The sequence below is a fragment of the Tenacibaculum profundicola genome (genome assembly GCF_057220795.1).
Window position 1 is genome coordinate 210,528 of sequence record NZ_CM170137.1, and the last position, 13,254, is coordinate 223,781.

The window sequence follows — 13,254 nt, forward strand, 5'->3', positions numbered from 1 at the left end:
GTATTTTATTCTGTAAAAAGAAAAAGGCTGTTGTTATTAACATAACACAGCCTTTTTGTTATTGAATGAAACTAGTTGGTTACTACACTATAGGTAGGATTAGATCCATCAGAAAAATCTAAAGTTATCCTATAGTTACCAGCAGTAGAGTTAATATTAGAACCACCAACTTCTAAAGTTCCATCTCCACCATTATCACCATAATTAAGCTCCCATTCATTATTGGCTCTAAATTTGTATTCGCCATCCAACAAATCAACATTTTCTAAGATCCAAACATCATCAAGAGGTTGAGACCAATCTCGTGAAAACTGCGCATCAGGGGTGGCTCCCCAGTCGTTATATGAAGAACCAACTAAGCCCCATATATAATCTATTTTTTCTAGGGAATATGTATTATCGTTTAAATTAACGGTAACAATATAGTTACCTTCCGTTACCGAAATATTATCACCACCAACTTCCAAAGTTCCATTTGCACCATTATCACCGTAGTTTATATCCCATGCATTGTTCATACGAAATTTCATTTCTCCGTCTACTAGCTTTACAATTCCTCTAAAAACATCAGAATAGTTGTCATAAGTTAGCATGAAATCTGGGGTAGCTCCCCAATTATTATAAACCGAACCAACAATACCAATTGAGAATTTTTCAATGATATAGGTTAAGTCATTTAAGTTCATAGTTATTTTATATGAACCAGCCTCAGTGATATTGATATTGCTCCCACCAGCTTCCAAAGTTCCATCAGCACCATTATCACCAAAATTATTCGCCCAGTCCATATTTTCTCTGAACTTCATTTCGCCTATAGGTAATGTAACATAAGCGTTCAAGATACCATCAGTTGCTGTTTTCCAAAATGGAGCGTCGGGGGAACTTCCCCATCCACTAAAAGCGCCTACAATACCCCAGTTAGTAGATAAATCTAAAACTGTTTCATACGTTTTTACATTAACTTTTATAGGGGTGTTTATTCTTTCTAGGATATTCCCATTATCAGTAATAATAGATTTTAATCTTAGTAATAAATCACCATTAGTATCAGGAGAAATACCACTTTCTAGCGCTATAGCATTTAGTTTAGAAACTTTTAAATCAAAATTACTTTGATTTATTATTTTCGCTACTTCAATAGGTGATCCAAAGTTATCTGTAGTGTTAGAAGCTTCAATGATATATTCTAAATCGATATTTAATGTAGAATCAAGAATAGGATCATCCCATTGCATGTTCACAGCGATATCATCTTTGTTTTCTTCTAATAATTCAAAACTGTCGCCATCTTCAATACCTACGAAGCTCGGTGGGTTTACAGGGTATGTAGTAACTAATAATAGAATAGAATTACTTATGTTTTCTCCTGTTTTAACTCGGAAATAAATAGCTACATCTTTAAAAGAAGCATTAATTAACTGGTTAATAGCATTATTAAAATCGGCGGTAGTCATTGAAAATGAATTACTATCTGACGTTCCGATATTCATAGGATTGCTAAATTCCTGATCCGTTGAAATTTCAATATTGTAACTGTTGCTTCCAGTTAGATTGTCTTTCCAAGTAATGGTAAACGCTGGATTATTCGGTAGTGAAAAATTTAGAAAAACGCTCGTAATACCGGGGGTTTCTAGTGTAAAGGCAGGTTCAGGAGCAATAATATTTAAATTATCATCAACTTCACATGCACTTACTACCAGTAAAATAGCTAGTAGTAAGAAATGTGTTTTTTTAAGAAAATATTTCATGTGTAAAATATTAAAGTTATCTTTTTAAATTATAAATCAAGAGGTATTAGAATGTATTGACCCGTTAGGTCATTAAACCAAACATTATAATGAGCCTCAACAATTATTGGAATATCACCACCGTTTACCGTTGCGATTCCTCCAAAAGAATCTGTACTACCCCAGCTGTTTCCACTATTTGTTATAAATGTAATTGTACCTGGTTGTAAGTTAACATTGTTTACATACCAAAGATGACCATCAAAACCTAATGGTGTAAATGCTTTTGGTGTGCCGTCTTTAATACCATTCCCTTCTAAACTTAAACTTGTAGGACTAGTAATTCCAGAAGCATCAAAGCTCTCAAAAGCGTATGTTTTGGTTGTAAAATCTATAGTAAAAGTATAATTTCCATTATTCATGACATTATTGTTATAAGGGAAAGTTCCAGGGTCATCGCCACCACCAGGATTTACATCAATACTTCCTGAATATATGCTATTAATTAGAGAAGCTTCATTGGTTCCCCATTGTGGTTGCCATTGACCAACAATTTCTAAAATTTTGAATTGACCATCTCCGAATTTACCTGTATAAGAAAACTTGTTAGGATCATCAATATCTCTAAATAAAGGTGGGTTATTATTGTTATTATCCCATCCTGGAGCCGTCGCATCTCCAACTAAATAGTAGTCTGTAAATGGATAATTATAGAATGGATATACCATAAAATTAATGATATTTGAACTTATCTTGCCAGCATCTTGACTACCAATAGAAGCCATGATTCTTGTGTATATCGTAGCCCATTCAAATGGGTTTAAACCAGCATTACTAGCAATGCTATTTAGCTCTCCTACAGAAAGAGTCAATGCGTTTTTACCTGTTAAGTTACCACCACTAATGGGCTGCGTAAAAGCTTCATCTCTCGAAAATTCTATAGTATAATTTACGGCAATTTGTTGACCATAATCAGCACTTGTCCAGTTCATAGTTACCGCTGGATTATTAATATTAGTGGCATCTAATTCGATACTGCTAAAATTTAATTCAGTTAAAACAGGCGCTGTTGGATTCGTGTTTATAGAAAGTGTTTCAGAGTTATCTTCACATGAATTCATGAATAATGATGCTATTCCCAGAAACACTACATATGTATATTTTAAAATTATTTTTCTCATGGTTGTAAGTTTTAATAACCAGGGTTTTGTGTTAAATTAGGATTGGCAGCCAAACTACTTGAAGGAATAGGATAAATGTTTAAGTTATTTGAAATGGATATTCCGTTACTTCCATTACCTTTCCATGCCCAGTTATAAGAACCTCCGGTAAACTTGTTAAACCTGATTAAATCTTGTCTTCTTTTAGCTTCCCAGTGCAGTTCTCTCGATCTTTCATCTAAAATAAAATCAAGGTTTAAATCTGAATTTGTTAACATTTGAGGGTTGTTGGCTCTAGTTCTAAGTAAATTAACATAGTTCAAAGCGTTGGTCATTGAGCCACCACCACCTCTTAGATGAGCCTCAGCATACATTAGGTATGCATCGGCTAATCTAAACAAGGGGAAATCGGTATCAGTAAAAGTTTGATCTTTACCATTAGCTCCTGCTGAAGTTTTATTAGAATATTTAGTTATAATATATCCAGAATCTCTATCAGAAATGTCATTGATTTCAATTGATCTATCTGCTGAGATAATTGTATTTCTAGTATCATTTGAAAAATTACTACTTTGAAACAAGTTTGCTAGCTGTTTACGTATTCTAAGAGCTCCGCCCCATCCGCCATCATTAACGCCTAGAGATGCTCCATTTTTTTCAATGCTACCAACTTCACCATTTATCATTACGGTTGTTGGGCCATAATTTTGAGTAATTTCTCCATCTGAAACAATAGGAAAGATTATTTCATTTCGAGCAGTGTTCGAATCGTTATCAGCCATAAAATTGTCAAGATAATTAGTTGCCAATGTATAACCACCACCAATAATTCTTTCACAATACGACAAACAATCTGCGTATTTATCTTCTCCAATATAAACTTCTGCATTTAAATAGATTTTCGCTAATAACATCCAAACGGCACCTTTATCGGCTCTACCGTATTCATTCGTCATCGGATCTAACAGAATATCTTCTATAGCTTTTAATTCAGACTCTATAAAATTGAACAATTCAGTTCTATCTGCTTGTTCAGGCGTGCTATTAATAGGAGTGTCTTCTGTGATAAAATTTGCTTTACCAAATAAATCCATTAAATGGTAGTATGATAAAGCTCTTAAGAAACGGGCTTCAGCTCTGTAAGCAGAAATATCGGCTCTAGTTTCGGTCGATACATTTCTTTCATCTAATTTCGTTGCTGTTGTTTCTCGTAAGAAATTATTTGCTAAGGCAATGGAAACATGTGCTCTACCAAACATTCCTAATAGTAAAGGATTTTGTGCAGTCCAAATATTCCTTTGAATTTCTCTTGTTCCTGGATCGTTTTCGTACGACCAAATCATTTGATCGGCTGATAACGTTTGTAGATATAATAACACACGACCATATTGACTTGTACCTGCGTCTAAACCATCAACAATTGATGATTCAGCTCCGTCAGTTCCCGTTAAGGAAAGATTACCGTAAACACCCGCTAACACTTGCTTATAAGCTTGTTCATCAGTAAATAGGTTGTCACTTAAAATATTGTCGTCATCTTGTGGTGATATATTTAAATCATTAGTACAAGAAGTAAATGCCATTGCTAGAAACAAAGCTACTAAGGTAGCCGTTTTCAAATTTTTGATATATATATTCATTTCTTAACTGATTTAAAATTTAACATTAGCGCCAAATAAAATATTACGAGGTCTAGGATAAATGGTGTCATCTATACCATTGAACACCTCTGGATCAAGCCCACTATAATTGGTAATGGTAAATACATTCTGCATACCAGTCCATAAACGTAAACTTGTATTTGAAAACTTTTTAATAGGATTGAAAGTATATCCTAGAGTTATATTGTCCATTTTTAGGAAAGATGCATTTTCTAAATAGATATCAGAAGTAATAACATCAGAAGTTCTTAAGAAATTAGTGTCTAATACAGCCGTTGGAATATTACCAAGTACTGCGTTATCTTGTAATAATTCTAACTGCGCTCTTGAAGAATTTACATTGTTATATACATAATTACCAATGTTTGCTCTTAAATTGAAAGACAAATCAAATTTCTTATATTCAAAACTAGTTTGGAAACCTAAAATTATATCTGGATCAGGATTCCCTTTTAAATACCTGTCACTATCATTAATTATTCCATCACCATTTTGATCAATATATGCACCTTCAATAGGCTGGCCATTGGCATCATATATTTGTTTGTATACAAAAAATGAATTAGGAGCAAAACCTTCTCTTAGTAATTGTATATTCGTACCAGTACCACCAGTAATTCCTCCAGTGCGGACATCTTGTCCTAAAGCTAGCTCTTTAATTTCTCTATCGAAGAAGGTACCATTAAAATTAAAATTCCACAACAAATCATCAGTTTTTAAAAGGTCTCCATTTACTGAAAATTCAAGCCCTCTTATTTGCAATTCACCAATGTTTTTAGTGATGGTGTTTGAAAAGTTTGTTCCGTCAGCTACTGAAACCTCATTAAATAATAAATCTGTAGAATTCTTTTGAAAAGCACTAATCGAACCAGTAAACTTATTGTTTAATAGGCCATAATCGATACCAAATTCAATGGTTCTCGTGTTTTCCCATTTAAGATCTTTATTGATCGCTGAAGGTATTGCAATGGTAATAGGATTCGATCCAAAAATAAATTGTGAACTGTTGCTCCCTAATCGGTATTTTTCAAGAAATAATCCTCTTGCATCAATGTCTTGTTGGCCGGTAGTACCATAACTAGCACGTAGTTTTAAATCTGAAATTATCTCAGAATCTTTTAAAAAAGCTTCCTCTTTAATTTTCCAAGCAAAGGCGGCGCCTCCAAAATCACCCCATCTATTTTCCTCAGAAAATCGTGATGTACCATCTTTTCTGTAGTTGACGGTTAGCAGATATTTATCAAAAAAAGTAAGATTAGTTCTTCCAAAGAAACCAATTAAAACTAGCGGATCATCCGTATAAGTATCAGCGTCATTATTTGGATTCCTTCTTCTGTTTCCTGAATTAAAACCTTCATTAGTGAATTTTTGGTAAGAGTATCCAGCGGTAAAATCACCAATAATATTTTTAGTAAGATTAGCTTTATAATTTAAATACCCATCTAATAATTTATTAGTACGTTTTTGATTACTAAATGAATCATTTCCAATAAAATCCGGATTAGAACTTGTAACGGGTACTGCTAAGGTGGTCATATCAGTTCCATTACCTGTTGTTTCATCATACCCTAAATTAATCACGGCTTTTAATTCAGGTAAAAAATGAAACTTGTAGTCAAATTCTAGGTTACCATACGTTCTACTTGCTCTACCATAATTTGAGCGCTGTAAAAGAGAAGCTACTGGGTTAGTGGTTCCATTCAGAGCGATTGTTGTTCCATTGCTAACCGTTGTATGCTGATAAAAGCCTCCAAATCTAGAGTTACTATATACAGCTTGTGTTGGGTCGTACCTTAAAGCAGCGCCTAATTGACCTGAATCGGCAAACCTACTAAACTCATGAACTCTGTTAACATTAAAATTGATTTTTAAATGATCTTCCAGTAAGCTAGGAGTTAAAGATAACGAAGTATTATTTCTTTGAAAGTTTGACGTAATAATATTTCCTTCCTGATCTGTAAAACCAACAGAAATTCTAAAAGGAACTGCTTCATACAAGCTACCTCTTAATGATAAATTGTGTAAAGAAGAAGCAGATTCTTGAAGTATTTCATCTTGCCAATTGGTGCGAGCATTTCCTAAAAGTCCGATATCACCAGGGCGATATTGCTGAATTAATTGTTTAAAAGCATCAGCAGAAAAAACGTCAATACGATTTCTTATTTCACCAAAGGTATATTGAACATCGTAATTAAAGCTAAAGTTTGATTGCCCTTTCTTCGTGGTAATAATAATAACCCCGTTCGAAGCTCTCGAACCATAAATAGCAGTAGCAGATGCGTCTTTAAGAACAGAAAATGATTCAATATCATTTGGATTTATATTAGCCAAAACACCTCTAGAACCTGTGGTTCCTTGGTTGTCAATAGGTAATCCGTCAATAATAATTAAAGGCGCATTTGAAGCTGATAAAGAAGAGCCACCTCTAATTCTTATTTCAGAACCAGAACCAGGAGCACCACTTGTTTTAATACTTACACCAGAAACTCTACCACTTAGTAAGTTTTCTGGGGTAACAATGTTTCCTTTTGTAAAATCTTTGGCTCGAATTGATTCTACAGACCCTGTTGCATCCCTTTTGGTTGTAGTACCATAACCAATAAGAACAACTTCTTGTAATTGCTGTGAGTCTTCTACCATAGTTACGGTAATATCGAATTGGTTAGTTATTGGAATCTCTTTTTCAACGAAACCAATGGAGCTAAAAATAACAATATCACCATTTTTAACGCTTTCTAATTGAAATTCTCCGTTAAAATCTGATGATACTCCTTTCGTAGTTCCTTTAATAACAATATTAACTCCAGGCAATCTTTCACCCGTTGTTTTTTCTAAAACTATTCCTCTCAACATTTGTTGGGAAAATAATGGAGAAGAAATCAGTAGTAGTAGTATACTGGATATAGTTAGTTTATAATACTTCATTGTTTTTTATTAAAATACATGTAAATTTGATGTGTTACTTATCAATAATTTTACATTCCACGTCGTGAAGATAGCAATAAAAAAACCTCGGCAAGCATTGAAAACACTACGAAACCGTTTTCGTGTTGATAACTTATTAACTTAAACTTAACATATTTGTAAAATTCAGTAATTATAATTATCAATTTTGTAAAATATGAAAACAAAAATTACTATTAAGATAATCGCTAAAGAGCTAGGGGTTGCAACTTCAACAGTATCGAAGGCTTTAAGAGATAGTCATGAGATTAGTAAAGAAACTAAAGATAGAATAAAAGCCTATGCTGATTATTACAATTATAGGCCTAATAATTTGGCGCTACAATTAAGGAACCAAAGAACAAAAGTTATAGGTATTATTTTACCACAGATTGTACATCACTTTTTCTCAACAGTAATAAAAGGAATTGAACATGTGGCAACAGAAAGAGGGTATAACATCATGGTATGCTTTTCTAATGATCAGGAGAAGAAAGAAGCTGAAACTATTGATGTTTTAACTAATGGGAGTGTAGACGGGTTATTGGTTTCTTTAGCCAAAGAAACCTTAGAACAGGGGAACTTTAATCACTTTAAAAAATTAATAGATAATAATGTTCCTTTGGTTTTATTTGATAGAACGCATAACTCCTTAGCCTGTGATAAAGTGACAGTAGGGGATTTTGGTGCTGGTTATAAAGCAACAAAATATTTACTAGAATCAGGATGTGAAAATATAGGTATCTTAACTACTCCTGAACATGTCACAGTGGGGTTAGATAGGTTATTAGGCTATGAGAAAGCATTACATGATTACGGCAAAAAGGTGAAAGAATCTTTAATCGTAAAAATAGACGAAGAAGAAGATATAGAAGCGCAGATAAAATCGATGTTTGAGCAAGATATTGATGCCGTATTTGCTGTAAATGAAATTTATGCAGCAATAGCAATTCGTATAGCTAAAGAGAAAAAATTCCGAATTCCAGATGATATTTCTTTTGTTGGGTTTACAGATGGTTTGATTTCAAAATATTCTTCACCATCGATATCAACTGTTGTACAACATGGGTTTACGATGGGAAAACAAGCTGCAGAAATGCTAATTGATCGTATTGAAAATGATGATAAAGATCGGTTACCACAAACAAAGGTAATTTCAAGTAATTTAAAAATAAGAGAATCAAGTAGAATGTAAAAAAACTTTTTTTTTTCGTTTGTTTAAAGAAAAAACATATATTTGGCACAGAAAATTGACTTATCGGTAATTTACTTTCCACACAATATATTTAGATAAGTCACAGTGCTTATCGTATTATTAACTAATAATTACGATAATGAATAAACGTAAATTAAGTTTCTGGGAAATCTGGAATATGAGTTTCGGGTTTTTAGGAATTCAGTTTGGTTTTGCCTTACAGGGAGGCTTTATGTCTCGAATATTTCAAACATTAGGTGCGGGAAAAGAAGATATTCCACTATTATGGATAGCAGCTCCCTTAACAGGATTAGTTGTTCAACCTATTATTGGATATCTAAGTGATAGAACTTGGAGTACCCGATGGGGAAGAAGAAGACCATATTTTCTCATTGGAGCCGTACTTAGTTCAATAGCGCTATTTTTGGTGCCTCATTCTTCTGCTTTGTGGATTGCTGTTGGATTTTTATGGATTTTAGATGCTTCTATAAATATATCAATGGAACCTTTTAGGGCTTTGGTTGCAGATAAATTACCCGAATCACAACGCTCTTATGGTTTTGTAGTACAAACATTAATTATTGGAATAGGTACTTGGGTAGCAAGTAATTTACCTTGGTTTATATCTAAAATTGGAGTTACTGATGAGGCAGCGTCTGGTGTAGTTCCAATGCCCGTAAAAGTTGCTTTTGCGATAGGGGCTTTTGTGTTTTTAGTTAGTATATTATATACGGTATTTACCACTTCTGAATACCCTCCAGAAGACCTAGAAGAATTTAAAAAAGAAAAAGCAAAAAAGAATCAATTCATTACTGATATTCTCAACAATATTGGTAGTATGCCTACGACAATGAAAAAACTGGGAGTTATTCAGTTTTTTAGTTGGTTTGCCTTTTTTACTATGTGGAGTATGGCAAACCCTTCTTTAACAGAACATGTTTTTAATGCTCCTGCACCGATAGAAGCTAGTTATGATATGAGTATTCCTGCACAAGCAGAGGCCTTTAATATTGCAAACACCGCTTTTCAAAAATCATCTAATCTTGTAGGTTCATACATGGGGATTTATGGGTTGTCGTCAATGGTATTTGCATTGTTGTTGGTGATGTATACATCAAAAAGAAGAATTAATAGAAAATATGTTCATATGGTTTCTTTAATTCTTGGAGGTCTAGGGTTCATTAGTATGAATTTTATTTCGTCACACGAATACCTCACATTTTCTTTCATTTTAATTGGATTCTCGTGGGGAAGTATATTATCCATGCCCTATGCAATGCTATCGAGTTCTGTGAACCCCAACAAAATGGGAGTTATCATGGGGATTTTCAATATGTTTATTGTAATACCTCAAATTATAGCGGCCATTGGCGGAGTTAATTTTATTTCAGGTCTTTTAGGAGATGAAGCAATAAATGCAATGATTGTAGCAGGTCTAAGCTTAATAATAGCTGGATTATGTAATTTTTTAATCACAAATAAAAAAGCAATTACATACCAGTCAGAAACTGAATAATGAGAAATAGAGGATTTATATTTGATTTAGATGGTGTTATAGTTGACACCGCTAAATATCATTTTCTAGCATGGAAAAAATTAGCAAATGATATAGGAATTGATTTTACACACGAACAAAATGAACAATTAAAAGGAGTAAGTCGTGTAAAATCATTGGAGAAAATTTTGAGTTGGGGTAACAAAGCCATTTCAAAAGATGAGTTCACAAAGCTATTGAAGAAGAAAAATGATGATTATTTGAAATACATAGCACAAATGGATGACACTGAAATTTTATCAGATGTGCCTAGAGTGTTAAATTACTTAATAGAAAATAAAATTCCTATAGCCTTAGGATCGGCAAGTAAAAATGCAAGACCGATCCTTCAAAAGGTAAAGTTGATTAAAAAATTTAATGAGATTGTTGATGGAAATGACGTAGTTAAAGCGAAACCAGATCCTGAAGTATTTTTAAATGCAGCCTTAAAACTGAAGGTAATACCTCAAAATTGTGTGGTATTTGAAGATTCCGTGGCTGGAATTCAAGCCGCTAAAAAAGCGCAAATGGTATCTATTGGGATAGGAGATAAAGAGGTATTACATGAAGCTGATTTTATTTTTAATGACTTTACAGAAATCACCACCCAATTTATGGAAAAATTAAGTTCATAATAAAATGAACTATAGAATATACCATTTAAAATTTAGACAAAATAATATTGAAAAAGAGCGTTGCTCTTACTAAAGTGAATTAAAAGAATGAATCAAAATTATATCATACCTGATGAATGGAGTATTGTAGAAGAAGGATTTGATACAAATCGAGTAAAATCATCTGAAAGCCTATTTAGTATAGGTAATGGAGCCATGGGACAAAGAGCTAATTTTGAAGAAGATTACTCAGGACCAACTTTTCAAGGTAACTATATAGCAGGGGTATATTACCCCGATAAAACAAAGGTAGGATGGTGGAAAAATGGATATCCTGAATACTTTGCCAAAGTGCTAAATGCGGTAAATTGGATTGGAATCCATGTAGTTATTAATGGAGAAACATTAGATATAGCAAAATGTAAGGAAGTTACTAATTTTCGAAGAGAATTGAATATGAAGGAAGGGTGGCTATCAAGAAGTTTTCAAGTAACACTGACAAATGATGTCAAGGTTATGGTACATACGAAACGGTTTTTAAGTTTATCTATAGATGAGTTAGGAGTTATTGAATATTCAGTAACACCCATAAATACGTCTGCGAAAATAGAATTTACACCGTATTTAGATGCTGGTGTAAAAAATGAAGATAGTAACTGGGATGACAAGTTTTGGGAAATTGATAAAATTTCTACCCATCAAGAACAAGCATTCGTTAGCACGCATACAATGAAAACAGAATTTAATGTGTGTACCTTTATGGAGTCTCATATTTTTATTGGAAACAAAAGAATTAAACAAGTTCCTCGAAAAAATAATGATGATAAAAAAATATCGTTTACCTATTCCGTAGATGTCAACCAAGGTCAAAAAGCAACTATATATAAATATGGAGGATATGTAACCGATAGATATCATGATAAAAACGATCTCACTTTTTTCGCAAAGACTGTATTAGAGCAATCAATAGGTTTAGGGTTTAATCACCTGTTAAAATTACAAAAACAAGCTTGGTTAAAAATTTGGGAAATGGCTGATATTAGTATTTCGGGTGATATTAAGGCACAACAAGGAATACGATTTAATATCTTTCAATTAAACCAAACATATTTAGGAAATGATGCACGATTGAATATAGGGCCCAAAGGGTTCACAGGAGAAAAGTATGGAGGTAGTACCTATTGGGATACAGAAGCTTATTGCTTACCTTTTTATATGGCTACTAAAGAGCAATTAGTTGCGAGAAATTTATTAGAATACCGCTATAATCAATTAGATAAAGCAATTGAAAATGCTGAGAAATTAGGATTTAAAAACGGTGCAGCACTGTATCCTATGGTAACGATGAATGGAGAAGAATGTCATAATGAATGGGAAATAACCTTTCAAGAAATTCATAGAAATGCGGCTATAGCTTTTGCCATTTATAATTATCATCGTTATACAGGAGACTATTCGTATATCCCAGAGAAAGGACTAGAAGTTTTAATTGGAATTGCTCGTTTTTGGCAACAAAGAGCTAGCTATTCGGTTACAAAAAAGCAATATGTTATTTTAGGGGTTACGGGACCAAATGAATATGAAAATAATGTAAATAACAATTGGTATACGAATTATGCCGCCAAATGGTGTATTGATTTTGCATTGGAGAATATTGATAAGGTAAATAAGCAATACCCTCAGGATTACCAAAGAATTATATCGAAGACTAATCTTGGAAATACTGAATTGGATAGTTGGAAAAAAGTAGCTGAAAATATGTATTACCCATATTCAGAAGAACATGGTATTTATTTACAACAAGAAGGGTTTTTAGATAAAGAATTAATTGAAGTATCTGATCTTGATACCTCTCAAAGACCCATTAATCAAAAATGGAGTTGGGATAGAATATTACGCTCTCCTTACATAAAACAAGCTGATATATTGCAAGGATTTTATTTCTTTGAAGATGATTTTACTGTTGAAGAATTAGAGCGTCATTATGATTTTTATGAACCCTATACCGTTCATGAAAGTTCATTATCTCCATGTGTGCATAGTATTCAAGCAGCAAAGCTTGGTAGAATGGATTTGGCTTATACTTTTTATTTACGTACATCACGTTTAGATTTGGATGACTATAACAAAGAAGTAGAAGAAGGATTACATATAACTTCTATGGCTGGTACTTGGATGAGTATTGTTGAAGGTTTTGGAGGAATGAGAATAAGAGATAATATGTTAAGTTTCACCCCTCAAATTCCTAAGCAATGGGAAGGCTATTCTTTTAAAATAAATTTCCGAGATCATTTATTGAAGGTTTCAGTGGGGCAAGATGGAAGTAAATTTGAATTAGATAGTAATAGTGAATTAGAAATTTTAGTTAATAACGTAAAAATTATTGTTTTCCCCAATAATTTGGTTAAAGTATAACCAAC

At 33.0% G+C, this 13,254-nt stretch carries 8 protein-coding genes; 4 read left to right on the forward strand and 4 right to left on the reverse strand.

Annotated elements, in window-relative coordinates:
* Positions 1-71: 71 nt before the first annotated feature.
* From AC2TDS_RS00890 to AC2TDS_RS00905, 4 genes are read right to left on the reverse strand one after another with little or no spacing between them, the layout of a single operon-like run.
* On the reverse strand, positions 72-1,748 hold the full coding sequence (locus AC2TDS_RS00890; RefSeq protein WP_484737244.1) for a SusE domain-containing protein: 1,677 nt from the start codon (positions 1,746-1,748) through the stop codon (positions 72-74).
* Between the two features lie 29 nt (positions 1,749-1,777).
* Positions 1,778-2,908: a SusE domain-containing protein gene (locus AC2TDS_RS00895; protein ID WP_484737245.1), complete on the reverse strand. Its 1,131-nt coding sequence runs from the start codon at positions 2,906-2,908 to the stop codon at positions 1,778-1,780.
* A gap of 11 nt (positions 2,909-2,919) precedes the next feature.
* On the reverse strand, positions 2,920-4,527 hold the full coding sequence (locus AC2TDS_RS00900; RefSeq protein WP_484737246.1) for a RagB/SusD family nutrient uptake outer membrane protein: 1,608 nt from the start codon (positions 4,525-4,527) through the stop codon (positions 2,920-2,922).
* Positions 4,528-4,539: 12 nt separating this feature from the next.
* Positions 4,540-7,473, reverse strand: coding sequence for a SusC/RagA family TonB-linked outer membrane protein (locus AC2TDS_RS00905; RefSeq protein ID WP_484737247.1), 2,934 nt, complete (start codon positions 7,471-7,473; stop codon positions 4,540-4,542).
* Between the two features lie 196 nt (positions 7,474-7,669).
* Here AC2TDS_RS00905 and AC2TDS_RS00910 point away from each other — a divergent pair, with 196 nt between their 5' ends.
* The 4 genes from AC2TDS_RS00910 (at position 7,670) to mdxK (ending at position 13,249) form a co-directional block, all read left to right on the forward strand.
* Positions 7,670-8,686: a LacI family DNA-binding transcriptional regulator gene (locus AC2TDS_RS00910; RefSeq protein ID WP_484737248.1), complete on the forward strand. Its 1,017-nt coding sequence runs from the start codon at positions 7,670-7,672 to the stop codon at positions 8,684-8,686.
* A 139-nt stretch (positions 8,687-8,825) separates the two neighbouring features.
* Positions 8,826-10,202 (forward strand): MFS transporter, encoded by a 1,377-nt coding sequence (locus tag AC2TDS_RS00915; RefSeq protein ID WP_484737249.1) that lies wholly within the window; start codon positions 8,826-8,828, stop codon positions 10,200-10,202.
* On the forward strand, positions 10,202-10,855 hold the full coding sequence (gene pgmB, locus AC2TDS_RS00920) for a beta-phosphoglucomutase (RefSeq protein ID WP_484737250.1): 654 nt from the start codon (positions 10,202-10,204) through the stop codon (positions 10,853-10,855). The genes AC2TDS_RS00915 and pgmB overlap by 1 nt, the downstream gene beginning before the upstream one ends.
* Before the next feature lie 87 nt (positions 10,856-10,942).
* On the forward strand, positions 10,943-13,249 hold the full coding sequence (gene mdxK / locus AC2TDS_RS00925) for a maltose phosphorylase MdxK (RefSeq protein ID WP_484737251.1): 2,307 nt from the start codon (positions 10,943-10,945) through the stop codon (positions 13,247-13,249).
* Positions 13,250-13,254 lie beyond the last annotated feature (5 nt).

What these genes read in the sequence shown, in the direction of transcription:
- AC2TDS_RS00895 (WP_484737245.1), bottom strand. Translation starts at nt 2,908, where the DNA reads ATGAGAAAAATAATTTTAAAATATACATATGTAGTGTTTCTGGGAATA.
- AC2TDS_RS00900 (WP_484737246.1), bottom strand. Translation starts at nt 4,527, where the DNA reads ATGAATATATATATCAAAAATTTGAAAACGGCTACCTTAGTAGCTTTG.
- AC2TDS_RS00910 (WP_484737248.1), top strand. Translation starts at nt 7,670, where the DNA reads ATGAAAACAAAAATTACTATTAAGATAATCGCTAAAGAGCTAGGGGTT.
- mdxK (WP_484737251.1), top strand. Translation starts at nt 10,943, where the DNA reads ATGAATCAAAATTATATCATACCTGATGAATGGAGTATTGTAGAAGAA.
- AC2TDS_RS00890 (WP_484737244.1), bottom strand. Translation starts at nt 1,748, where the DNA reads ATGAAATATTTTCTTAAAAAAACACATTTCTTACTACTAGCTATTTTA.
- AC2TDS_RS00915 (WP_484737249.1), top strand. Translation starts at nt 8,826, where the DNA reads ATGAATAAACGTAAATTAAGTTTCTGGGAAATCTGGAATATGAGTTTC.
- pgmB (WP_484737250.1), top strand. Translation starts at nt 10,202, where the DNA reads ATGAGAAATAGAGGATTTATATTTGATTTAGATGGTGTTATAGTTGAC.
- AC2TDS_RS00905 (WP_484737247.1), bottom strand. Translation starts at nt 7,473, where the DNA reads ATGAAGTATTATAAACTAACTATATCCAGTATACTACTACTACTGATT.